The following is a 24,285-nucleotide window of genomic DNA, read 5'->3' as shown; positions in this document are numbered from 1 at the left end:
TAGAGCATCGAAATGCCCGATTCCATCGACCTCGCCCGCTACTCCGTCTTCACCCCGCCCGACCCGTTCGAGGACCATGTCGGCCCCTTCTATTTCCGCATCGACGGCGACGCCTCGAAGGCGGGCACCGTGCGTTGCGTGCTGCCGACCGAGGGCCGGCACGGCAACTACCGGGGCGGCGTGCATGGCGGGGCGATCCTGACCTTTGCCGACTATGCGTTGTGCCTGGTGGCCGGCCGCGCCGCCGACGGAGGCGCCAACACCTCGTTCGCCATGACGGTCAGCATCGCCGTCGAGTTCCTGAGCGCGGCCCATGTCGGCGCGCCCCTGGAAGCCACCGGCGAGCCGCTGCAGGTCACCGGTCGCCTCGCCTTCGCGCGAGGCAGCGTCACCCAGCAGGGCAAGACGATCGCGCTGTGGTCGGGCGTCGTGCGCCACGTCGCGCGCACCAAGGTGATGGGACGCAAGGAGCAGGCTTCGTCAGTACCGGCGCCCGCGCCACAAGCGGTGCCGGAAGGCTTCGAGCAACTCTCGAACGCCAGCGTCTATTCGCGCCACATCGGGCCGTCCTATGCGCGCAAGGAAGTCGACGGTGCGACCCTGATCCAGCCGACCCTGCCGCACATGTGCAACTCGGGCGGCGTGCTGCACGGCGGCTACATGATGAGCTTCGCCGATTCGGCGGTGACGCGCGCCGCCGGCATCGTCACCGGCCTGGCCCCGAGCACGGTGTCGTTCGCCGCCGAATTCCTGGCGGCGGGCGACCCGACGGCGCCGCTGGTGACGCGGGTCGAGGTGCCGCGCCACGGCCGCAACCTCGCCTTCCTGCGCGGCCTGCTCGAGCAGCGCGGCAAACCGCTGCTGTCCTATTCGGCGACGATCTTCCTCCGGCCGCGCGGGAGCTGACGCGCAGGCGCGGCAGAAACGCCACCTTTCGCCTCCCACTGTCGAAATACGGCAGATGCCGTATTTCCCCGCCCCGCTCTCCCCGATAGCACCTCGTGTGCATCGAGGGAGTATTTGCAGTGCGTCCTTCCCATCGGCTCGGCGGCCTGGCGGCGGTCCTTCTGGCCAGCACCTGTCTCACACCGCATTCCGCGCGGGCGACGGACTTCACGATCAACAACCAGGCTGACCTGGTGGCCGCCCTCAACCCGACCACCGGAGCGCAGAATGGCGATCGCATCGTCTTCAACGCCAACGTCGCGCTGACCGCCGACCTGCCGATCGTGCAGAAGAGCGTCACCATCGTGGGCAACAACCATACGCTGGACGGCGGCAACACCTATCGCGGCCTGCTGGTCTATTCCGGCACCGTGGCGATCGGCGACCTCACCATCCAGAACGCGAAGGCACAGGGCGGCACCGGCGGCACAGGCGGCCTGGGCGGCGGCGGCGCGGGCCTGGGCGGCGCCCTGTTCGTGGCGAGCGGCGCCAACGTGACGGTGAGCAACGTCACGCTCGACAACAACCGGGCCGTCGGCGGCAACGGCGGGGCCAATGACGGCAGCGGCACCAGCTCGGGCGGCGGTGGCGGCATGGGGGGCAATGGCGGCAACAGCACTCTCTACAGCGGCGGCGGCGGCGGCGGACTCGGTGTTGGGGCGGACGGCGGCTCCACGGGCAACACCGGCAGTGCCGGCATCGCCACCGGCATCGCCTCCGGCGGCAGCGGCGGCTCCGGCGCCAACGGCACCAATCCCGGCGGCAGCGGCGGCCTGAATGGCGGCGGCGGCGGGGGTGGCGGCCAGAGCAGCGGTGGCACGAGCGCCAGCATCTATGGCGGCGGCGGCGGCGGCGGCGGCATCGGCGGCGGCAGTGGCGGCGCCGGCGGTAGCAACGGCTCCGGTGCAGCCGGCGGTTCCGGCGGATTTGGCGGCGGCGGCGGCGGAAACGGTCCTGGTGGCGGAGGCAATGGCGGCTTTGGCGGCGGTAGTGGGGGAGGCAGCGGCACGGGCGGCTTCGGCGGCGGCGGCGGAGCCAACGGCAACAGTGGCGGCTTTGGCGGCGGCAACGGAAGCGGCACCGGTGGTGGCGGAGGAGCCGGCATGGGCGGCGCCATCTTCGTCCAGGGCGGCGGCAACCTCACTTTGACCGGCTCTCTCACCGTCAACGGCAACACGGTCAGCGGCGGCTCAGGCGCAAGCAGCACCACCAACGGCTCGGCCTTCGGCAGCGGCATGTTCCTGCAGGGCAGCGGTACGCTCACCTTCTCGTCCGGCACCGGTCAGACCCAGACCGTATCCGACGGCATTGCCGATCAGACCGGCAGCGGCGGCACGGGCAGCAACGCCGGGAGTTGGGCGCTGCAGAAGGGCGGCACCGGCACGCTGGTCCTGTCGGGCGTCAACACCTACAGCGGCGCCACCACGATCCTGAGCGGCACGCTTCGGGGCGGCGCGGCGAACGCCTTCTCGGCGAACAGCGCGACGACGGTGAGCACCGCTACCATCCTCGACCTCGGCGGCTACAACCAGACCATCGGCTCGCTCGCCGGCTCGGGTACCGTCACCAACAGCGGACCCAATACCGCCACCCTGACCGCCGGCGGCGACAACGGCTCGACCACCTTCTCCGGCGTCATTCAGGATGGCGCGGCCCAGACCGGCCTCACCAAGACCGGCACCGGCACCCTCACCCTGTCGGGCACCAACACTTACACCGCCGGCACCACCGTCAATGCCGGCACGCTTGCCATAACCAACGGCCAGGCACCGGGCAGCGGCGCCATCACGCTGAACGGCGGCAAGCTGCTCGGCAAGGCGAATCTCAGCCTCGGCAACCAGGTGGCCGTCGCGCCCGGCAGCAGCGGCACTATCGCGGCCGCAAGCGGCACGACACTCACGATCGCAGGGCCATTCAACCTCCAGCGCTCTACAGCGGTGTTCGGCAGCACGGCCGACACCGGCACGGTTGTCCTCGCGCTCTCCGTTGCTACGCTTACCGGCGACTCCGCCATCGTCGTCGCAGGGGGCACGCTCAAGGATGGCAACGTTCTCTCCGCCTTAACCTCTATCGTGTCCTCGACCACGGTCGACGCTGGCGCTACGCTCGATTTCAACGGCCATGCCGGCACCGTCAAGAACCTGCAGGGCGCCGGCACCGTCGCCAATGGCGGCCAGACGCTCACGATCAACAGCGGCAATTTCAGCGGCGCGATCACGGGCAGCGGCGGCCTGGTCAAGAACGGCCCGGACACGCTCGTGCTCGGTGGCACCGGCACCTTTTCCAACGGCACCCGGGTCGACGGCGGCACGCTGGAAGTAGCCAGCAATTCCGCCCTGGGCAGCAGAACCGTCACGGTCGACAACAGTGCGAACCAGGCTGCAACCCTGAAGATCGACAGCGGCATTACCGTCGGAAACCACGTTTTCCTGAACAACGGCGGCGCACTCGATAACGCCGGCACGATCTCCTACGCCGTCACGGGACAATGGGCCGTCGAGTCCACCGCAGGCCTGGCCACTGCCATCAACCGCAATACCGGCACGATCCTGGGTGGCATCGGCGGCGTGGACCTGAGGGCGGGCGGCACGATCACCAATGAAGGCGGGACGATCAAGGCGACCGACGTTGGAAGCTATGGCGCCGTCATCCAGGGTACGACGGGCTCGGTGACGAATTCCAATGGCGGGACGATCACGGCAGGCTGGGTCGGCGTGGCGCTGTATGCAGGCGGCACGATCGCCAACCAGGGCGGAACGATCACCGGCACCGACAGCGACAGTAGAGGCGCCTTCATCCTGGGGGCAACGGGCTCGATCGCCAACACCGGCGGCGGAACGATCCGCGGTGTCGAGACGGGTGTCGTGCTGGGCGCCGGCGGGACGGTGACCAATGGCGCCGCTTCGACGATCCAGGGCGGCCTCGCGGCCGTCCAGGTCGACGGCGGCTCCGCCACGCTGAACAACGCCGGCACCATCATCGGCAATGTCGATCTGGACCGCTCCAGGAACGACCCCGCCAACCAGGTCACGCTGTTCAGCGGGTCCAGCATCCAGGGCAATCTGTACATCGGCGCGAACGGTGCCTCGACCCTGACCCTCGACGGAACCGGCGCCCAGGCCTATTCGCAGGCCGTCACGGGCACGACCAGCTTCGCCGGACAGCTGATCAAGCGCGGCACCGGCACCTGGATCATCGACACCGTCGTCAGCGCCGGGAACACGACCGTCGCGGCCGGCGGACTCATCGTGAATGGCCGCCTCGGCAGCGGCATCACCGTCGATAGCGGCGGCATGCTCGGCGGCAGCGGCATCATCACGCGCGATGTCATCAACAACGGCGTCCTCGCGCCCGGCAATTCGATCGGCACGCTGACGGTCAACGGCAACTATGCGCAGGGCACCGGCGGCACTTACGTCGTCGAGGCCAATGCTGCGGGCCAGAGCGACCGGCTGAACGTCTCCGGCACGGCGACGCTGGGCGGCAGCGTGCAAGTGCTGGCAGCGCCGGGCGCCTACGCGCGCAACACGACCTACACCATCCTCAGCGCCAGCCGCGGCATCAACGGCGCCTACGCCGGCGTGGCCAGCAACCTTGCCTTCCTCGTGCCGACGCTGCAGTACGACGCCGACAACGTCTTCCTCACCCTGCTCATGACGCAGAGCGCCTTCGCCACGGGCGGCCAGACGGGCAACCAGAAGTCGGTCGGCGCCGCGCTCGACCGGGCCAACCTGTCGGCGACCGGCGACTTCAACAACGTGCTCAACGCCATCGCGGGCCTCGGCACTGCCCAGGGCCCGCGTGCGCTCGACGCGATCAGCGGCCAACCCTATGCCAACCTGGGCACCGCCAACCTGCAGAACGGGCTCGCCTTCCTGAACGCCGTCGGCCAGCAGATCGCCGCCAGCCGCGGCGACGGCGGCGGCACGCGCGTGGCGCTGGCGGAAGCCTGCGAGTCCGCCTGCGACGCCGCCCATCCCTCGCCGTGGAGCGCGTGGCTTTCCGCCGTCGGCGGCTTCGGCAGCGTGGCGGGCAACGGCAACAGCGCGACGCTCTCCTACAATTTCGGCGGCACCGTCGCCGGCATCGACTATCGCTTCGACCCGCGCTTCCTGGCAGGCCTCGGCCTCGGCTACGCCACCGGTACGCAGTGGACCAGGGGCTTCGAGGGCAGCGTCAATTCCAACAGCTACAGCGCCACCCTCTACGGCTCGTTCCACGACGCCGGCTTCTACGCCGACGCGCTGCTGGGCTACGCCTATACCGACAACCGGATGCGCCGCACGATCCTGGTTCCCGGCCTGGCGCCGCGCATCGCCACGGGCGGCGGCGGCGGCAACCAGCTGCAGGGCCAGCTCGAGACCGGCTACAGGATCGGCCTCTATGAGCCGGCCGCCGCCGCGGTGACGCCGTTCGTCCGCCTGCAGGCGGCCAGCAGCAGCAGCAACGGCTTCACCGAGACCGGGGCCGACTCCCTCAACCTCAGCGTGGCGCAGCAGACCACGACCTCGCTGCGCACTACCCTTGGCGCGGCGCTCGACGGCACGATCGGCGGTGCGGCGCTGACCGTGCGGCTCGGCTGGACGCACGAGCACGCCGACACCGCGCGACCGATGACGGCGGCCTTCGCCGGCGCTCCCGGAACGCCCTTCACGGTCTATGGCGCCACGCCGCAGCGCGATTCCGCCGCGATCGGCTTCTCGGCCAACCTGCCAGTCGGCGACGCCACCCGCCTCTACGCCCGATACGACGGCGAGATCGGCGGCGGGTCCGACAATCACGCGCTCTCGGTCGGCCTGCGCATGACGTGGTGACGATGAGTCGACTTGTGCGATCTACCCCACGGGCAGGCCAAGCCGCACCGCGAAGGCCGCGAGTTCCGCGGCGCTGTGCAGATCGAGCTTGCGCATCAGGTTCTCGCGATGCTTGCGGGCGGTGAGCGGGCTGATGCCGAGCCGGGCCGCAACATCGCGGGCGGTCGCGCCGCGCGCGATGAGCACGAGCAGCTCGCGCTCGCGGCGGGTCAGCGGAACCGGCGAGGCGACTGCGAAGTCGGACTCCGCCGAGGGCGTGCCATGCGCCTGGAGCGCCAGCAGGGGCCGCAGCGCGGCGCTGACATAGCTTTCGCCGCGCCGCAGCGCGTCGAGGGCTTCCGGCAGCTCTCCCAGGTCGCCGCTCTTGATCAGATAGCCGTCGGCGCCGGCCTTGAGAGCGGCGTCGACCGTGCGCGGCTCTCCATTGGCCGTCAGGATCAGGATCTTCAGATGCGGATATCGCACGCGCAGCGCGCGAACATCGGGCAGGCCGCGTAGCCCGGGCATGCCGAGATCGAGCACCAAGATATCGGCCGGACATTGCGCTAGAAGATCGACCAGGCTTGGGCCGTCGCCTGCTTCGCCGACGAGCTCGAGCCCGTCGATCGTGGCGAGGAGAAGCTTCAACCCCTCGCGCACGAGAGCATGGTCGTCAGCGAAGATCAGGCGAATCTTGGATGTACTCATCGACGCTGAACCTACCATCATGACCATATCGCAGACCGACGCAGGCAGAGAAGCGCGCTTTCAAGCGGCCCTGATCGACTTTCTCTATCGACAGTCTTACGGCTCGATGATCGCAAGCCTCGTCGTGCCGTGGCCGGTCGTCTATGTGCTGCGCAATGCCGCACCCGTTGCGGAGCTCCTGATCTGGGCCGCCGCGATCCAGGCGACGATGGGCGCGCGCTGGCTCCTGGTGCGCCGCTATTTTCGCCGGAGCGCCGGCGGTCCCGGCATCGCGACCTGGGCGCGGCGCTTCACCGTGCTGTCGATCCTGTGGAGCCTGTCCTGGGGCGCGCTCGGCTGGATCGGCTTCGTTCCCGCACAGCCTCACCTCATCGCCTTCGTCTGCATCGTGCTCACGGGCATGTCGGGCGGCGGCGTGTCGTCGGTGGCGGCCCATCCGCCGGCCCATGCCCGAGTATTGCTCGCCATGCATGCGCCTTTCGCGATCCGCTGCATGATGCAGGACGATCCGATCTTCTCTCTCTATCTGGTCCTCCAGGCCTGCCTCATCGTCGTCAGCCTGTACTACTGCCGGATCAACTACCGGTCGCTCAGCGAGACCGTCGCCTTGCGGTTCGAGAATGTGGCGCTGGTCGAGAGGCTGGAGCAGGAGCGCGACCGCGCCACGGCCGCCAACCAGGCCAAGACCCGCTTCCTCGCCGCCGCGAGCCACGATCTGCGCCAGCCGCTCCATGCGCTCGGTCTCTTCACGGCGACGCTCGCCGCCCTGGCGCGAAAGGGCGATGTCCGCCGTACCGAAGCGCAAAGCCTTGCGGGCCGGCTGCAGGCGGTCATCGGCTCGCTCGGCGGGCTGCTGCACGGTCTCATCGACGTGTCGCGGCTCGATGCGGGGCTCGTGCCGGTGGAACGGCGGCCGCTCGCGCTCGGCCAATTGATCTCCGGCCTCGGCGAAGAGTTCGCCGTCCAGGCGCGCGACCGCGACATCTCGCTTCGCGTCGTGACGTCCCACGCCTGGGTCGACAGCGATCCCGCGCTGCTGAAGCGCATCCTCGACAATTTCCTGTCCAATGCCCTGCGCTACGCGCCCGGTGGCCGCGTGCTCATCGGTTGCCGCCGCCGCGGCGATTCGATCGAGATCCAGGTGGTCGATACCGGACCGGGCATTCCGGCCGACCAGCTCGAGGCCGTGTTCGAGGAGTTCACCCAGCTGCACAATCCGCATCGCGACCGCCAGCAGGGCCTGGGACTAGGCCTCGCCATCGTCCGGCGACTGGCCGATCTGCTCGGCCACGCGGTGACCTTACGCTCCACCCCCGGCAGGGGCTCGACCTTCGCCGTGCGCGTGCCGCTCGCTGCGCCGGCGGCTGCGGTCCGCATGGCCGGGCCAGAGCCGGAAGCGTCGGGCGCGCTCGGCATCATGGTGGTGGATGACGACCTGCAAGGGCTCGAAGGCATTGCCGCGTTGCTGTCCGCCTGGGGCTATCGGGCCTACGTGGCGCCGAGCGTGGAGGAACTCTGCCGCCGCCACGACCGGGCCGGCACGCCCTCGGTGCATCTGATCATCGCCGACTATCGATTGGCCGGCGGATTGACCGGCCTGAACGCCATCCAGCAGACGATCGCTCACTTGGGCTATCGCGTTCCCGCTCTCATCGTCACCGGCGACACGTCGCCGGAGCGGCTGCGGGAGCTCGCGGCGAGCGGACATGCCGTGCTGCACAAACCCCTGGCTCCCGACCTCCTTTGGGCCGCGATCCGCCGGACCGCCAGCGGATGACCACCTAGAGCTGCTCCGCCGGCAGCCCCGCCTGCTCGGCGACCTTCACCACCTCGCCGCAGAAACGGTCGTGCAGGCCGCGGACCTGGTCGAGGTCCTGCGCCTTGGCGGCGCGCTCGACCGCCTCGGCGATGGCGTGCAAAGGCGCGGCGCCGATCATGCCGGAGGCGCCCTTCAGGCGATGGGCGGCGCGCGCGATGGTGCCGAGATCCTCGGTCGCGGCGATCTCGCGCGCGACGTCGCGGGCGGTGTCGTAGAACTCGCGCTCGACCGCGGCGATGGTGGACGGATCGCCGCCGAACAGCTCGACCAGCTTGCTGCGATCGTAGGCGCTCATGCCGCTCTCTCGGTCCGCGCGTCCTTGAGCCAGACATCGAGCGTGGCGCGCAGCTGCTCGATGCCGACGGGCTTGGTGACCAGCCCGTCCATGCCGACCTCGCGAGTCTGGACCTCGTGATCCTCCAGGGCGCTCGCCGTGATGGCGAGGATCGGCACGCGCTGCAGACGCGATTCCTGCTCGCGGGCGCGGATGCGGCTCGCCAGCTCGAAGCCGTCCATGCCCGGCATCTGCAGGTCGGCCAGCACCAGGTCGTAGTGGCCGCGCCGCATCAGTTCGAGCGCCTCCTCGCCGCCCGCTGCGGTGTCGGTCGAGGCGCCCGCCAGCTCGACCTGGCGGGCGAGGATGCGGCGGTTGACCGAATTGTCGTCGACCACCAGCACGCGGCCGCCGAGCTTCGCGGGCTCGGGCGCCGGCGCCGCGACGACCAGCTCCGGAACGTTGCGGCCGAAGGCCCGAGCCACCGCCCGCACCAGCGCCTCGCGCCGCCACGGCCGCGCCAGGCCCGGCGCGCCGTTGGTCGGCGCATCGAGCATCTGCACGCGCACGGCATTGTTGGAGCCCGCCAGCCGGATGCCGACGAACGAGCCGGTCGCCTCGACCACTACCCGCGCACCGGCATCCTCGAGATAGCGCGCGATCGCCCGGCCCTCGGCGGCATCGGGCAGCGACAGCACCAGCGGCAGGCCGTCGAGTGTCCGGACAGAGGGCGGCCGCACCTCCGGCGCCACGGCCGGCACCGCGTCGAGCGCCACGGTGACGGCGAAGGTCGAGCCGACGCCGATGGTGCTTTCGACCGAGACGCCGCCGCCCATCGCCTCGGCGAGACGGCGCACGATCGACAGGCCGAGCCCGGTGCCGCCGAAACGGCGCGTCGTGGTGTTGTCGGCCTGCACGAACGGCTGGAACAGCCGGTCGCGCTGCTCGGCGGTGAGGCCGATGCCGGTGTCGGCGACCTTGATGCAGAGCATGCTGTCGCTCGTCCGCTCCACCGACAGGCGCACCGAGCCAGACTCGGTGAACTTCAGCGCGTTGCCCAACAGGTTGAACAGGATCTGCTGCAGGCGCAGCGCATCGCCCATCACGCGCTCCGGCACATCGGGCGCGACGTAGGCCGCGAGCTTCAAACCCTTCGATGCGGCTTGCGGCGCCAGCGCCTCGGCGACACCCTCGACCAGCTCGACGGTCGACAGTTCGAGGCGCTCGAGCTCGAGGCGGCCGGCCTCGATCTTCGAGAAGTCGAGGATGTCGTCGATGATGCTCAGCAGCGCCGACGCGGAGTAGCGGATGGTGGCCAGCGAATCGCGCTGGTCGGCATTGAGCGGCGTGTGGTCGAGGATGTCGACCATGCCCAGCACGCCGTTCATCGGCGTGCGGATCTCGTGGCTGACCGTCGCGAGGAAGGTCGACTTCGCCTGGTTGGCCTGCTCGGCCTCGCGCTGCGCCGCGGTGGCGGTGGCGCGCGCCTCGCGCTCCTCGTCGTAGGCGACCTGCAGGCGGCGGGCCAGCTCTTCCTTCTGGTAGGCGAGCGCGATGTTGTCGTACTGCCAGCGATGGACGTCGCGCACATAGGCCATCAGATGCGCGACATAGGCGCCGCCGGCGATGCCGACCAGCTTGTAGAAGGGATCGACCGAGACCAGCAGCACGAACAGCAGCGGCGCGGTCGTGGCGACGGCGAAGGTATAGAAGGTCGGCGGATGGGCCGAGCGGATCGGCACCGCGGTGGTGATGGTGGCGAGCAGCACCAGCCCGAGCAGCATGCGCTGCAGCTCGTACTCCTTGGCCGCCAGCATGAAGCCCGCCCAGCCCCAGCAGGCGCCGGCGAGGAACGAGAGCGCGGCGAACCACACCCCCCAGCGCGCCACCTCTTCATCCGGCGGATCGGCCGCGGTGAACTTGCGGCGCAGGACGTCGAAGGCGACGGTGATCGCGAGATGCGCCACGAACGGCGGGATCAGCTCGGTGAGGTCGATCTGGCGCCAGTAGATCGCCGCGATCACCGGCCACAGCACGAACGAGAAGTAGCGCGACTGGCGCGACCCCTCGAACAACCGGCGGATGAGCTCGGCGCGGACATACGCGTCCTGGTGCGCCGGGTCGGCGACTTCAGCAGACGGAGCTGTGGGTGAGTCGGGGACGAAGGCCATGGAAAATCATCGTCAAAAAATAAAGGGGAACCAACATATGGTTGTATGACAGAAGGAAACGCCCATTACTGTATCAAGAATATCAAGAAAGAGCTATAAATTGTTGCAAAAGCTTGGTAATTTGTCAGCCATTAAGACACATTCATTTTGGAATCAAGTCATGCAGCAGCCATCCGTTCTTCTGGTCGAGGACGACGCGTTCCAGCGCAAGGCGGCCGAGACCTACCTCATGAACCACGACCTCAAGGTGATCGCCGTCGAGAACGGCGCGCAGATGCGCCGCCAGGTCTCGCGGGCGATGCCTGACCTCGTTCTCCTCGACATCCAGTTGCCCGGCCAGGACGACGGCTTTGCGCTGGCCCGCTGGCTGCGCGAGAGCAGCACCCGGGTCGGCATCATCATGCTGACGGCGGCCGGCGATTCGGTCGACAAGGTGCTGGGCCTGGAAAGCGGCGCCGACGACTACGTCGCCAAGCCCTACGAGCCGCGCGAGCTCCTGGCCCGCTGCAAGAGCGTGCTGCGCCGCTCGGCCCACAAGGCGACGCCGCCGCGGCTCGAGCGGGTGCGCATGGGCGCCCACACCCTCGACCTTTCCAAGCGCGCGCTGAACGACGACGCCGGCAACGACGTGGCGGTGACGGCCGGCGAGTTCGATCTCCTGAAGCTGTTCGCCGAGAACCCCAACCGGCCGCTCTCCCGCGACTGGCTGCTCGAGACCACCAGCCATCGCCAGCGCGACCCGTTCGACCGGGCGATCGACCTGCGCATCACCCGCATCCGGCGCAAGATCGAGCCGGCGCCCGACAAGCCGACGGTGATTCGCACGGTGCGTGGCGTCGGCTATATGTTCGTGCCGCCCGCCGAATAGGGTATGACTGCGGCCCGTCCCTTGAGGCGATGGGCCCGTAGTTCAGTGGTCAGAACGAGCCGCTCATAACGGTTATGTCGCAGGTTCAAATCCTGCCGGGCCTACCAACCTTCCATCGCGGACGGACTGGACTAACTAACGACGCCTGACACACCTGAAACATGCCGGACCTTGATCGGGCATGGGCACGGGTGACATCTGTGACGGTGCAGCAGTCCATGTCCGACATTCTCCTCGCCGCTGACTATTCATCGCCGGTCCGGGCTCGGACGGCCTGGCCCCTCTTCCTCGTTGCGGCCGCCGCGGCGACGCTGTTGCCGCTGGCGATCGTGCCGTGGACCCATCACCTGGCGCCCGACAGCGAATCGGCGCTGCGGCTGCTGATCATCCTCAACTTCATCGGCGCGAATTTCCACGTCGCCACCACCGGCTGGTTCTACACCGACGCCGAGATGCGGCCGCACTTCCGCGCCCATCCCTGGCGCTACCTGATCGTTCCCGTGGCGCTGATCGCCGGCAGCGCCCTCGCCTTCGAGTTCATACCGGCCTCTCTGCGCGGCTGGCTGCTGCTCGGCTTCCTGTCGTGGCAGCTCTGGCACTACCAGAAGCAGAATGTCGGCCTGCTGAGCTTCGTCGCCGCCGGCACCGGCAGCGGGCCGCTCTCGCCGTGGGAGCGCCGCACGCTGATGCTTTCGGCGGTCGCCGCGATCCTGGGCTTCTTCAGCCTCAACCCGATCGGCCTGCCCGGCTGGTCGGCGGAGTTCGCCTGGGCACACAAGCTGGGCGCAATCGTCTACCTGCTGTCGCCGATCGCGCTCGCGATCACCCTCGTCAAGGTGCCGGCCCTGCGCACCCAGCCGCTGCGGCTCGGCTTCCTGCTGATGGGGGCAGCGTTCTTCCTGCCGACATATCTGTTCGACAATGCGACCTCGGCGACCCTGGGCTACGCCATCGCCCACGGGCTGCAGTATCTCGTGTTCATGGGCGTGGTCGCGATCAAGCGCCGACCGCTCGCCTCGCTCGCCCTGATGGCGGCCATTGGCGTCGCAGGCGCGGTGCTGCTGAATGCCGGCATCAGGGCCCCCGACATGGGCCTCGCCTGGGGCAACGCACTCTACGGCGCCTTCGTCGGCACGGTGATGGCGCACTTCGTCCTCGACGCCGGCATCTGGCGCTTGCGCGAGCCGTTCCAGCGCAAATACGTGCGCGAGCGCTTCGCCTTCGTCTTCGATCGCCGCTAAAGCTCAGAGATATCCGCGCTCGACCAGCTTCTGGACGACCATGCCCGCGAGGGCATAGTCGGAGTAGCCGCTCGGCTGATAGCGCAGCGCCATCAGGGGCGTTCGGCTGGTGCCGGCGTACACCCCCACCACGAGCGTCCATTGCGCGAAATTGCCGCCGACCTGGCGGTAGGACGCGACCTCGACCTCCACACGATGCGTCGCCTTCAGTTCGTTCATCAGGGCGGCCTGGTCGTCGCCGCGATTGAGCTCGAGCGCCGTTCCGCGGCCGACCCGGGCCGGCACGCCCTGGGACACGAAAGCCGCGACGAACGCATCGCCGAGCTTGGCGCTCGCCAGGCCGGTCTCCGGCGGCAGCCAGATCAGGACGCGCTCGATCTTTCTCGGCGGAGGCGCATTGGCGGGAGCCGAGACCTGCAGCACCTTCCCCTCGGGCTGGCATCCGGCCGTCAGCAAGGCGCCGACGGACGCGAGAAGAAGACGTCTCTGCATGCGCGGTTCCCCTCGGGCTACAGCAGCCCGTCGGCTTTCAGCTTGGCCGTCAGGGCCCGGGCGAGATCATCGGCGTCGTTCTGGTGCGAGATCGCGCCGCCCAATCCGCTGTGGCGGATGCGGCCGCTCTCCGCCATGCCCTGGAACTGCACGGAACTCCGCCAGACCCGCTTCCTTGTCGAGACATCGATCAGGCTGGCATCGACCGCATAGGCATCGACGACGTAGCTGTAGAGCCGATAGCCTTTGAGCGTCAGCGCCAGGATCTGCTGAGGAGCGAGCCGCGCCTCTGCCTCCGCAGCACCCTGGCCGGAAGTGAGATCGACCACCTCGACGGCAACGCCCAGCGGTTCCCAGGCGGCGAGGCTTTGCCCGATCTCGCGGGCTCGCACAAAGCCTTCGTTCTGCGTGGGGCTGAGGTCGGGCGCGCGCAGCGCCGTCGTGACCAGGACCCGGGTGAGCTTCTTCTGATAGGACGAATCGCGGTTGCTCCCGGAGACCTCGACCGGTGCCGAGCAGCCGGCGACCGACGCCAGCATCATGGTCCCGAAGGCGCGCCGGCCCAATGCTCTCCGCATGCATCCCCCGTCTTCATTCTGTGCGGTGACGGTTACGAAGCGGACCGGATTGTCAGTCGCGCCACAGCGCCGGACCGCCCTGCAGGCCCGCGACGTTCGACACCAGGCTGACATCGGACGCAAGCGCGAAGGCGATGCGCCGGGCATTGCCGCCGCCGATATAGAGATGATCGAAGTTGGTGAGCCGGCGCATGTTGGCGATCGCCTTCTCGACCCGCTTGTTCCAGCGCTCCGCGCCGACCTCCTTGCGCGCGGCGTTGCCGAGCTGCTCGTCGTAGGTCTCGCGCTGACGGAACGGATGATGCGAGAGCTCGAGATGCGGCCCCAGCCGGCCGTCCTGGTAGAGGCCGGTGCCGAAACCGGTGCCGAGCGTGATCACCATCTCCACGCCCTTGCCCTCGATCACCGCCAGGCCCTGCAGGTCGGCGTCGTTGGCAACCCGTACCGGCTTGGCCAGCGCCGACGAAAGGGCCCCGCCGAGATCGAAGCCCTGCCACTTGTCGGTGCCGAGGTTCGGCGCAGTCAGCACGCGGCCGTCGCGGACCACGCCCGGAAAGCCGACCGACACGCGGTCGAAGGCGCCGAGCGGCGCGACCATCGTGGCCAGCGACTTGACGACGTCCGGCGGGGCGGCTTCAGGAACGGTGTCGATCATGGCGCGCTCGCTGATCAGGGCGCCGGCCTCGTCGACCACCGCGGCCTTCATGTGCGTGCCGCCGATGTCGAACGTCAGCGTGTGGGCTGCCATGGCTTCCTCCGGATGTCGTGCCTGTCGGTCAACGCTCGTCGGGCCTCCAGGGCGCCACCGGCGCGCGCCAGCCGAAGAAGATCGCCATCACCCGGAGGAAGATGCAGAGCGCGGCGCCGGCCAGCATCGACACCGCCGCCGGCAGGTCGAAGGCATCGCCCAGCGCCACCGCGCCGCCGGCGGCCAGGGCGGCGACCGCGTAGATGTCGGTCCGCAGCACCGACGGCACCTCGCCCGCCAGCACGTCGCGGATCATGCCGCCGCCGATGCCGGTCACCATGCCCAGGACGGCTGCCATCACCGGATTGATGCCGTACATCAGCGCCTTCTCCGCGCCGATGACCGCGAACAGGCCGAGCCCGATCGCATCGAGCAGCAGCACCGGTCGCTTGAGCGCCCGGACCAGCGGATAGGCGAAGAAGTTGACCAATCCGCCCGCCATGGCGAGAGCGAAGGCATACCAGTCGGCGATCGCGGCCGGTGGGACGGCGCCGATCAGCAGGTCGCGCGCCACCCCGCCCGCCACGGCGGCGACGAAGGACAGGAACAGCACGCCGAAGATGTCGAACCGCTTCTGCACGGCGAGCGCCCCGCCGCTCAGCGCGAAGGCAAAAGTGCCGATCGCGTCGATCAGCGACAGGAACGAGTCGCCCGGCAGGGTCGTTCCCTCTAGCCTGCGAGCGTCGACAGATACGCTTCGGCGTGCAGCGGGTCCTGGGCCGAGCCGGCATAGCCGACATAGCCGTCGGGCCGGATCAGCCGCAGGCCCGATGCGGGCGCGCGCCCTTGCGTCCCTGGCGCATTGGCCGCGACGACGAGCTGCGGGTACTTGGCGGCGAGCGCCGCCGTGATGTCGGCGGGGCCGGCGGCGACGAACTTCATGCCGCCGGAGCCGGCCGGCAGCTTCTCGGGCCAGCGCTCGCCCGCCTTGGGGCCTGGCCCGGCATCGCCGTCGCGCACCGTGAGCGGGCTCTCGGGATAGCCGATATCCATCTCGGTGAGCGCGTTGGCCATCTTGTGCTGCACGAACGGGAAGCTCGTGGCAAAGCGCGCGACGGTGTTGCGGATGCCCTGCAGCACCGGATTGCGCAGCGTCGCGACCTCGGTGAGCCGGCCGGCATTGCGCAGCACCCGCTCGCCGACCGCGGTGCGCTCGGGCGAGTAGCTGTCGAGCAGTGCCGGCTTGGCGCTGCCCTTGATCACCAGGGCGAGCTTCCAGGCAAGATTGAAGGCGTCGTGCATGCCGGTGTTCATGCCCTGCCCGCCCGCCGGGCTGTGGATGTGCGCGGCGTCGCCGGCCAGGAAGACGCGGCCCTTGCGATAGTCGCGCACCTTGCGCTCGTTGATGCGGAACGAGGCCAGCCAGACCGGATCGGTCATCGCCAGCGTCGGCGAACCGCGATGCGCCATCACCTCGTTGACCTCGTCCAGGCTCGGGTCGGGCCGCCGCCCGCCGCCCGTCGCGACGCCGAAATCGGCGACCACGCGCCAGCGGCTCCCGACGATCGGGAAGAAAGCGAGGATGCCGTCGCGATGCCAGAAGATGTGCAGCCGGTCGTTGGGCTCGAGCCCGCTGATGAAGCCGTCGCCCAGGATCCAGTCGCTCTCCAATGTGTTGCCCTCGAAGGCGAACTCCAGGCCGTGGCGCACCGTCGAATGCGCGCCATCGCAGCCCGCCAGCCAGTCGGCGGTCAAGGTCTCCGTCGCGCCGTCCGCCTTCCTCAGCGTCGCCTCGACCACGGTCCCCTTGTCGGCGAAGGCGGTCAGCTCGACCGACCGCTCGACCCTGACGCCGTGCGCGGCCAGCCGCTCCTCGAGGATTCGCTCGGTCTCGCTTTGCGGGATCATCAGGGCATAGGCATAGCGGCTGTCGACCGAGTCGAACGACACGCGCGCCATGACCTCCTTGCCGTTGGAGATCTGCGCGCCACGGCACTGGAAGCCGGCCGGCAGGAACGGCTCGGCATAGCCCGCGTCGTCGAACAGCTCGAGCGAGCGGCTCCACAGGACCAACGCCTTCGATTTGTCGGTGCGTTCGGCCGCCTTGTCGACGATGCGGACGGAGATGCCGTGGCGGACCAGCTCGTTGGCCAGCGTGAGGCCGACCGGGCCGGCACCGACGACGAGAACCCGGGCATGATCGGGCATGCTTGCTCCTCCCCCTCTCCGATGAGCGGAAGGAGCCTAGCCGCCTTGCCGGATCGGTCCAAGACGATCAGCGGCTCCCGGCGGCGCGCGCAATCGCCGCGGAAATCAGGGCCCGCGCCTCGTCGACGTCGCCCCAGCCCTCGAGCTTGACCCATTTACCGGGCTCGAGGTCCTTGTAGTGGACGAAGAAGTGCTCGATCTGCTCGCGCGTGATCTGCGGCAGGTCCTGGTAGCTCCGGACGCCGACATAGCGCTGGGTGATGCGCGAGCTCGGCACGGCAATGATCTTCTCGTCGCCGCCGCCGTCGTCCTCCATGCGCAGCACCCCGATCGGCCGCACGTTCATGATCGCACCCGGAATGATCGGCCGGGTGTTGGCGACCAGCACGTCGATCGGATCGCCGTCGTCCGACAGGGTGTGAGGCACGAAGCCGTAGTTCCCCGGATAACGCATCGGCGTGTAGAGGAAGCGGTCGACCACCAGGGTGCCGGCCGCCTTGTCCATTTCGTACTTGATGGGCTCGCCGCCGATCGGCACCTCGATGATGGTGTTGACGTCGTCGGGCGGGTTGTCGCCGATCCGGATGGCATCCAGGTTCATGGCGCCAGTCTAAAAGAAACCGGCGGCCCTTTCGAGCCGCCGGTCTCCGTCCGATCGCCCGAAGCGATCAGTCGTCTCGGTAGATGTCGCGGTCCTTGGTCTCCGGCATGAACAGCAGGCCGATGACGAAGGTCATCGCCGCCACCACGATCGGATACCACAGGCCGGAGTAGATGTTTCCGGTCGCCGCCACGATCGCGAAGATGGTGGGCGGCAGGAAGCCGCCGAACCAGCCGTTGCCGATGTGGTACGGCAGCGACATGCCGGAGTAGCGGATGCGGGTCGGGAACAGCTCGACCAGCATGGCCGCGATCGGGCCGTACACCATCGTGACATAGAGCACGAAGATGGCCAGGATGAGGATCGCCACCGGCCGGTTTATCTTGGCCGGATCGGCCGCCGCCGGATAGCCCGCGGCGCGGATCGCGGCAGTGGCGACGTCGGTGAACGCCTTGTCCTTGGCGGCCGCCTCGGCGCCGGCCTTGCCCTTGTCGAACGAGGCGATGACCTTGTCGCCGATCTTGATCGAGGCCACGGTGCCCGGAGGCGCCGTCTCGTTGCTGTAGTTCACCGAATTGCGCGCCAGGAACGACTTGGCGATGTCGCACGAGGTGGTGAACGAGGCCGTGCCCGTCGGGTTGAACTGGAACGAGCACTCCTTCGGATCGGCCACGACCGTGACCGGCGACTTCTCGAGCGCCTGCTCGAGCACCGGATTCACCGCGTTGGTGAGCGCGCTGAACAGCGGGAAGTAGGTCACGCAGGCGAGCAGGCAGCCCGCCAGGATGATCGGCTTGCGGCCGATCTTGTCGCTGAGCCAGCCGAACAAGATGAAGAACGGCGTGCCGATGGCGAGCGCGATCGCGATGAAGATGTTCGCCGTGGTGGCGTCGAGCTTCAGCGTCTGGGTCAGGAAGAACAGGGCGTAGAACTGGCCGGTGTACCAGACCACCGCCTGGCCGGCGGTGCCGCCGAACAGGGCAAGGAGGGCGATCTTGGCGTTCTCCCAGCGGCCGAAGGCCTCGCGCAGCGGCGTCTTGGAGCTCTTGCCCTCGGCCTTGATGCGGGCGAAGGCCGGCGACTCCTCAAGCTGCAGCCGGATCCAGATCGACACGCCGAGCAGGATGATCGACAGCAGGAACGGCACGCGCCAGCCCCACTCGGCGAACTCCGCCGGGCTCATGCTCACGCGGAGCACCAGGATCACGACCAGCGACAGGAACAGGCCGACGGTGGCCGTGGTCTGGATCCACGAGGTATAGAAGCCGCGGCGGCCGTGTGGTGCATGCTCGGCGACGTAGGTCGCGGCACCGCCGTACTCGCCGCCCAGCGCCAGGCCCTGCAGCAGGCGGCAGAGGATGAACAGGATCGGCGCGACGATGCCCAGCGTGGCATAACCCGGCAGCAGGCCGACCACGAAGGTCGAGATGCCCATCAGGGTCATGGTCACGAGGAAGGTGTATTTGCGGCCGATCAGGTCGCCCAGCATGCCGAAGAACAGCGCGCCGAACGGACGGACCGCGAAGCCGGCGGCGAAGCCCAGCAGGGTGAAGATGAAGCCCGCCGTCGGGTTGACCCCCGAGAAGAAGTTGGCCGCGATGTTCGCGGCCAGCGAGCCCGCGAGGTAGAAGTCGTACCATTCGAAGATGGTGCCGACGGACGAGGCGAGGATGACTTTGCGGTCCTCCCGCGTCATGGGGCGGGGCACACCACCCGCCGCTGCTGTCATTGCCATTGTGTTGTCACTCCCGCGTTTTGGACGCACACCTAGCCAACGGTGACGCTTGTTTCCCCACGAACGGACGCTTCAGGCGCCTTTGACTTTTTCTTGCCTCATTTCACTACAAGTGGCGTGCACTGGGCATTAGACTTTAGTCGTATGCGCGCCCTGCCTGAGGGAAACTCGATGGCCGACGTCCCGGCCGAACCGCACGTCTTTCTGGTCGCCGACGATCACCCGATGGTGCGCGACGCGCTGCGCACCGCCCTCGAGCGCGCGTTCCCGGGATCGGCGATCGCGCTGGCGGGTTCGCTCGCCGAGGTCGAGGCGGCGCTCGAGCGGCAACCGGAGACCGACGCCCTGCTGCTCGATCTGGACATGCCGGGAATGGACGGGCTCACCGGCCTCGCCCTGCTGCGCTCGGAGCGGCCGACCGTGCCGATCATCGTCGTGTCGGCGGCGCGCGACGCCACGATTGCCCGCCGCACCCACGATCTCGGCGCCTCGGCCTATGTCGACAAGTCGGCCTCGCTGGAGGAGATCGCGAGCGTGGTCCGCGCCGTGCTCGACGGCGAGATCCTGGCGCCGCCCGAGGCCGCCGAGGGCGATACCTTCGCCCAGCGCGCCGCCCAGCTCACGCCGCAGCAATGGCGCGTGCTGGCGCTGATGGTACAGGGCGACCAGAACAAGCAGATCGCCTACAAGCTCGGCGTCGGCGAGCCGACCGTGAAGGCCCACGTCACGGTGATCCTGCGCAAACTGGGCGTCCGCTCGCGCACCCAGGCGGTGATCGAGGCGCGCAACCTGGCGCTGCCGCCGACCTGAGTCCCTCCTCCCCCGTATGACGGGGGAGGTGAGTCAGAGAGACACGCGTTCCCGCATGCGCAACAACGCCCGCAGCGCCGCGGGCTTCAGCGGCTTGTGCATCAGCTCGACCTGCCGGGCGCGGGCGCGCACCCGCAGCATGGGATCGCGGTCGGCAGTGATCAGGGCCGCCGGCACGGCCCGGTTCCAGGTGCGGCGCAGGATCTCGATCACCTCCAGCCCGTCCGGCCCCCCGTCGAGATGCAGGTCGGCGAGCACGAGATCGGGCAAACCCTCCGACGCTGCGGCCAGCGCCTCGCCCAGCGAGGCCGCGGTCGCCACCCGGCAGCCCCAGCCGCGCAGCAGGGTTGCCATCGCCTCGCGCACGGTCGCCTCGTTGTCGATGCAGAGCACGAACCGCTCGGCCTCGACCGGCGGCCGGGGCGGCGGCGCCGGCGCAACCACTGCCGTCGCGGCGACGGCCGCCGCCTGCGGTACCACGACCGAGAAGGTCGAGCCCTCGCCTGGCGCCGAAGCGAGCCGCACCGGCAGCTCGAGCATGCGCGCGATGCGGTCGACGATCGCCAGCCCCAAACCCAGCCCACGCTCGGCGCGCGGCCGGTCATCCTCGGGCTGCAGCCGCACGAACTCGTCGAAGATCATCTGCTGCTTGTCGGCCGGGATGCCGGGGCCGTTGTCCTTGACCTCGATGCGCAGCGCGTCGCCTTCCCGTCGGCAGCCGAGCAGCACACGGTGCGGCCGGCCTTCGGTCCAGCCGTAGCGCAGGGCATTCGACAGCAGGTTCTGCAGGATGCGGCGCAGGAAAGCCGGATCGGTATCGACGAACTTGCCGGTGCGCACGATCACCAGGTCGACATCGTGGCGCGCCGCGACCGGCGCGAACGCCGTCGCCAGCGATTCGAACAGCGGCTGCAGCGCGAACGGCCGCTTCTCCGGCTTGAAGGCGCCGGCATCGAGCTTGGAGATGTCGAGCAGCGCGTCGAGCAGCGATTCGACCGCGCCCAGGCTCGCATCGATCTTGCCGCCGAGGTCGTTGTTCGGATCGCGGTCGATCAGCGCCGCGGTGAATAGCCGCGCCGCATGCAGCGGCTGCAGCAGGTCGTGACTGGCCGCGGCGATGAAGCGGGTCTTGCCGAGATTGGCGGCCTCGGCCTCGGCGCGGCTGGCTTCGAGCTCGGCGGTGCGCTCGACGACGCGCTGCTCCAGCGTCTCGGCGGCGCGGCGCAACTGGGCGTCGCTCTCGAGCAGCGCCTCCGCCGTGCGCACGCGCGCGGTGACGTCGTTGCAGGTAGCGACGAAGCCGCCGCCCGGCAACGGGTCGAGCCGCAGCTCGACGACCAGGCCACCCCCTTCTCCGTTACCCGCCGTGCTGACCTCGTGGGTCAGCGGCGCCTCGGGCCGGCGCAGCAGCGCATGGTCGAGCGGCAAAAGAGCAGCGAAGCGGTCGTTGGAGATCTCCAGCCGGCCGTCCTTGTCGAAGGCGGCGATGCCCATGCCGACATGGTCGAGGCTGTTGCGCAGAATGTCGTAGTTGTAGCGGATCGCCTCCGACGCCTCGTCGATCAGGGCGCGGGCGCTGCGCGACAGCCGCCCGCGGCGGCCGAAGGCGCCGACGATCACCCGCGCCGACGCCGCCCCCAGCGTGCCGGACAGCACGCGCTCGGTCTGCACCAGCGCCACCGGCAGCGACATCGGCCCGCTCAGCGTCCGCCCGGCGCGCTCGGGGCCGACGAAGCGGGCCAGCAACTCGCGTAGCTCGGCGATGCGCAGGGCATCGGCCGGCGCCGGCCGCGTCGGCGGCTCGGGCTCGGCACCGAACACGAAGGCGTCGGCTTGCTCGGCATCGGTGCCCGAGGCGCGGACCAGCAGCGACCCGCCGACCAGCAGCAGGGTGTTGACCAGGATGGCGACGACGAAGCCCTGCCCCACCGGGTCGAGCGACGCCAACGGCGCGGGCAACCAGTCGTGCAGGGGTGCGGCGGGGCCGGCCTGGGTGGTGAGCAGGCTGGGCAGCAGCAGGGCGTAGAGCCAGATGACGAAGCCGCCCACCAGGCCTGCGATCACGCCGTAGCGATGGGCGCGCCGCCAGTAGAGGCCGAGGATGAGGCCGGGCGCGAAGTTCGACACCGCGGCGAAGCTGATCAGGCCGATCGAGGCGAGCGGCAGGTAGCCCGAGATGACGCGCTCGTAGGCGTAGCCCGCCATCAGGATCAGCACGACCGCGGCGCGGCGCACGTTGACGACCAGCGCGCCCATCTGCTTCTGGCCGCCGGCCTGGCGCAGCACATAGGGCATCAGGAGCTCGTTGCCGATCATGGCGGAGAGCGCCATGCAGGCGACCACCACCATCGAGGTCGCCGCCGACAGGCCGCCGATGAAGACCAGCGCCGACAACCAGCCCTCGCCGTGACTGAGCGGTAGCTGCAGCACGTAGAGGTCGGCGCTGACCGAGCGGCCGAGCAGCAGCACGCCGGCCGCCGCGATCGGCAGCACGAACAGGTTGATCAGCACCAGGTAGCTCGGGAACAGCCAGCGCGCGGTGCGCAAGCTCGCGGGATGGCCGTGCTCGACGACCGCGGCATGGAACTGGCGCGGCAGGCAGAGGAAGGCCATGCCGGAGAGCAGCGTCGTCACGATCCAGGTGAGCGGCGAGCCCTCGCGAGCCACCTGGTCGAGCACGACCGGCTGGTCGACCAGGCGGCGCCACAGGTCGGCCGGGCCGTCGAACAGGACGAACAGCACGAACGGGCCCACGGTCAGCAGCGCCACCAGCTTGACCACCGATTCGAAGGCCATCGCCAGCATCATGCCGCGATGCTGCTCGGAGGCGTGGACGTTGCGCACGCCGAACAGGATGGTGAACACTGCCATCAGGCCGGCGACGATCAGCGAGGTGTCGGTGTGGACCACGCCGGCGCGGCCATCGATCCACGGCGTCGGCTCGGCGACGGCGCGGAAGGTCGAGGACACGGCCTGCAGTTGCAGCGCGATGTAGGGCAGCACGCCGATCGTGGCGAACAGGGCGGCGATGACGCCGACGGCGCGGCTCTTGCCGTAGCGCGAGGCGAGGAAGTCGGCGATCGAGGTGACGTTATGCTGCTTGGCGACCCGCACCAGCTTGCGCAGCAGCGGGTAGCCCGCGGTCACCACCAGAACGGGCCCGGTATAGATCAGGATGAAGTCGAAGCCGGCGGTCGAGGCGCGGCCGACCGCGCCGTAGAAGGTCCACGAGGTGCAGTAGATTGCCAGCGACAGGCCGTAGACGGTGGGCGCGATCGTGGCGCTCGCCGACCACGCGCGCTGGTGCCGGTCGCCGAAATAGGCCACGGCGAACAGCAGGCCGAGATAGGCCAGCGACAGCGCGAGGACCGCGGGTTCGGCGAGCATTGCCCGTTATTGAACCGCGGCGGTCCGGTCGCGACAAGCCTCGGCCGGCGGGCGGGCGTCAGTTCGGACGCGTGGGGTAGATGCCGTCCCAGTTGATGAAGTAGCCCATCACCAGATAGGGCATCATGTTCGGATGTGCGGCCGCGCCGCCGGTGGCGCCAGCGTAGGAGACTTGGGCGGCCACCGACGTCGACGGGGCGGTCGGTCCGCCCGGCGGCGCAGAGTAGGCCTGGATGGGCCTCGGGGGCGAGCCGGCGACGACCGCACGCGACAGCTTGGAAAGTGGCGCGGCCGTGTTGGGTCCGGCCGTCATGCCGGTGGTCCCGCCGGAACTGAGCCTGGCGGTCATGGTGTGCGTATGGGATGCCCCCTGGATCGAGCTCGACAATGTCACGGTCTGCGCGCCGACCTGCTGGACAAAGACATAGGGGGTTCCGGTTACAGCCTGACCGGCGCTGACCGGAATGAATCCGGCGATGTTCGGAAGGTTGAAAGTCGCCCGGCCGTCACCGCCAAACCGGACGCCGAGCAGCGAGTACAATGCCGGATATTGTTGAATGTTCATCTGGCGGCCATCGCAGGGCCACCAGCCGGCCGAGGCTGAACGTGTAGGGGAAAATCCGAATTTCGCCGATGAATGCGTCTGCCATCTGTCTCTCCCGTCTTGCCCGGCGATCAGTTGAACTGCGGGTAAATGCCGATCGTGCCGCCGTTGCATGCGAGCACCCAGCCCTCGAAATCATCGAAGCCGGGCCGCCGGCCGTGCAAGAACTGCAACGTTTCGTACAATCCCAGGCCGAGGCCATAGATGGCGATCTTGTCGGCCGCCGCCTCGACGGGATCGAACGGCGGGTTCCCTTTCCCCGGCGTGTCCACGCACATGCGCGACCACAATCGGCGCAGGTGAGGGACTGCGATCATGTCTCCCATGGGCGTCATTGAACCGTGCCGGTTGGCTCGCTACAAG

19 protein-coding genes and 1 tRNA gene are annotated in these 24,285 nt (G+C 69.0%); 7 read left to right on the top strand and 13 right to left on the bottom strand.

Annotation, left to right across the window (positions count from 1 at the left end):
• The first annotated feature begins 12 nt into the window (after positions 1-12).
• The gene (locus J0J01_RS24415) at positions 13-906 is read left to right on the top strand and encodes a PaaI family thioesterase (RefSeq protein WP_296385481.1); all 894 of its coding nucleotides are present in this window, start codon (positions 13-15) and stop codon (positions 904-906) included.
• A 119-nt stretch (positions 907-1,025) separates the two neighbouring features.
• Positions 1,026-5,759, top strand: coding sequence for an autotransporter domain-containing protein (locus tag J0J01_RS24410; protein ID WP_296385479.1), 4,734 nt, complete (start codon positions 1,026-1,028; stop codon positions 5,757-5,759).
• A 21-nt stretch (positions 5,760-5,780) separates the two neighbouring features.
• Here J0J01_RS24410 and J0J01_RS24405 read toward each other — a convergent pair whose 3' ends face one another.
• On the bottom strand, positions 5,781-6,446 hold the full coding sequence (locus J0J01_RS24405; RefSeq protein ID WP_296385477.1) for a response regulator transcription factor: 666 nt from the start codon (positions 6,444-6,446) through the stop codon (positions 5,781-5,783).
• A gap of 19 nt (positions 6,447-6,465) precedes the next feature.
• Here J0J01_RS24405 and J0J01_RS24400 point away from each other — a divergent pair, with 19 nt between their 5' ends.
• Positions 6,466-8,223, top strand: coding sequence for an ATP-binding protein (locus J0J01_RS24400; RefSeq protein ID WP_296385475.1), 1,758 nt, complete (start codon positions 6,466-6,468; stop codon positions 8,221-8,223).
• A gap of 4 nt (positions 8,224-8,227) precedes the next feature.
• Here the strand turns inward: J0J01_RS24400 and J0J01_RS24395 are convergent, their stop codons facing one another.
• On the bottom strand, positions 8,228-8,560 hold the full coding sequence (locus J0J01_RS24395) for an Hpt domain-containing protein (RefSeq protein WP_296385473.1): 333 nt from the start codon (positions 8,558-8,560) through the stop codon (positions 8,228-8,230).
• Positions 8,557-10,710: an ATP-binding protein gene (locus J0J01_RS24390; RefSeq protein WP_296385471.1), complete on the bottom strand. Its 2,154-nt coding sequence runs from the start codon at positions 10,708-10,710 to the stop codon at positions 8,557-8,559. The genes J0J01_RS24395 and J0J01_RS24390 overlap by 4 nt, the downstream gene beginning before the upstream one ends.
• Before the next feature lie 160 nt (positions 10,711-10,870).
• Between J0J01_RS24390 and J0J01_RS24385 the strand changes: the two genes are divergently transcribed.
• The 3 genes from J0J01_RS24385 (at position 10,871) to J0J01_RS24375 (ending at position 12,819) form a co-directional block, all read left to right on the top strand.
• Positions 10,871-11,578, top strand: a complete 708-nt coding sequence (locus tag J0J01_RS24385) for a response regulator (protein WP_296385469.1) — start codon at positions 10,871-10,873, stop codon at positions 11,576-11,578.
• Between the two features lie 31 nt (positions 11,579-11,609).
• Positions 11,610-11,685, top strand: a tRNA-Ile gene (locus tag J0J01_RS24380).
• Between the two features lie 111 nt (positions 11,686-11,796).
• A complete protein-coding gene (locus tag J0J01_RS24375; RefSeq protein WP_296385467.1) occupies positions 11,797-12,819 on the top strand; it encodes a hypothetical protein in 1,023 nt (340 codons plus the stop codon).
• A gap of 3 nt (positions 12,820-12,822) precedes the next feature.
• Here J0J01_RS24375 and J0J01_RS24370 read toward each other — a convergent pair whose 3' ends face one another.
• From J0J01_RS24370 to J0J01_RS24340, 7 genes are all read right to left on the bottom strand, one after another.
• The gene (locus J0J01_RS24370) at positions 12,823-13,311 is read right to left on the bottom strand and encodes a hypothetical protein (RefSeq protein WP_296385465.1); all 489 of its coding nucleotides are present in this window, start codon (positions 13,309-13,311) and stop codon (positions 12,823-12,825) included.
• A gap of 17 nt (positions 13,312-13,328) precedes the next feature.
• A complete protein-coding gene (locus J0J01_RS24365; RefSeq protein WP_296385463.1) occupies positions 13,329-13,889 on the bottom strand; it encodes a hypothetical protein in 561 nt (186 codons plus the stop codon).
• Between the two features lie 52 nt (positions 13,890-13,941).
• Positions 13,942-14,637 carry an ROK family protein gene (locus J0J01_RS24360; RefSeq protein WP_296385461.1) on the bottom strand — a complete coding sequence of 232 codons (696 nt, stop codon included), beginning with the start codon at positions 14,635-14,637 and terminating at the stop codon, positions 13,942-13,944.
• A gap of 28 nt (positions 14,638-14,665) precedes the next feature.
• The gene (locus J0J01_RS24355) at positions 14,666-15,259 is read right to left on the bottom strand and encodes a trimeric intracellular cation channel family protein (protein ID WP_296385581.1); all 594 of its coding nucleotides are present in this window, start codon (positions 15,257-15,259) and stop codon (positions 14,666-14,668) included.
• Between the two features lie 47 nt (positions 15,260-15,306).
• On the bottom strand, positions 15,307-16,785 hold the full coding sequence (locus J0J01_RS24350; RefSeq protein ID WP_296385459.1) for an FAD-dependent monooxygenase: 1,479 nt from the start codon (positions 16,783-16,785) through the stop codon (positions 15,307-15,309).
• Positions 16,786-16,852: 67 nt separating this feature from the next.
• Positions 16,853-17,386, bottom strand: a complete 534-nt coding sequence (ppa, locus tag J0J01_RS24345) for an inorganic diphosphatase (RefSeq protein ID WP_296385457.1) — start codon at positions 17,384-17,386, stop codon at positions 16,853-16,855.
• Between the two features lie 67 nt (positions 17,387-17,453).
• Positions 17,454-19,082, bottom strand: a complete 1,629-nt coding sequence (locus J0J01_RS24340; protein WP_296385456.1) for an MFS transporter — start codon at positions 19,080-19,082, stop codon at positions 17,454-17,456.
• 210 nt (positions 19,083-19,292) lie between these two features.
• On the opposite strand from J0J01_RS24340, the gene J0J01_RS24335 reads away from it, so the two are divergent.
• Entirely contained in the window at positions 19,293-19,931 is a 639-nt protein-coding gene (locus J0J01_RS24335; protein WP_296385455.1) for a response regulator transcription factor, read from the top strand.
• A 33-nt stretch (positions 19,932-19,964) separates the two neighbouring features.
• Here J0J01_RS24335 and J0J01_RS24330 read toward each other — a convergent pair whose 3' ends face one another.
• The 3 genes from J0J01_RS24330 to J0J01_RS24320 are packed head-to-tail and all read right to left on the bottom strand — an operon-like array spanning position 19,965 to position 24,248.
• Entirely contained in the window at positions 19,965-23,318 is a 3,354-nt protein-coding gene (locus tag J0J01_RS24330; protein ID WP_296385454.1) for a NahK/ErcS family hybrid sensor histidine kinase/response regulator, read from the bottom strand.
• A gap of 58 nt (positions 23,319-23,376) precedes the next feature.
• Positions 23,377-24,036 (bottom strand): tail fiber protein, encoded by a 660-nt coding sequence (locus J0J01_RS24325; protein ID WP_296385452.1) that lies wholly within the window; start codon positions 24,034-24,036, stop codon positions 23,377-23,379.
• Positions 23,994-24,248 carry a hypothetical protein gene (locus J0J01_RS24320; RefSeq protein WP_296385450.1) on the bottom strand — a complete coding sequence of 85 codons (255 nt, stop codon included), beginning with the start codon at positions 24,246-24,248 and terminating at the stop codon, positions 23,994-23,996. Before J0J01_RS24320 ends, J0J01_RS24325 begins: the two co-directional genes overlap by 43 nt.
• Positions 24,249-24,285 lie beyond the last annotated feature (37 nt).

This window comes from Reyranella sp. (assembly GCF_017305915.1).
Classification (GTDB): Bacteria; Pseudomonadota; Alphaproteobacteria; order Reyranellales; family Reyranellaceae; genus Reyranella.
Note: the sequence above shows the minus strand (reverse complement) of the source record. Positions and strands in the feature narration are given on the sequence as shown.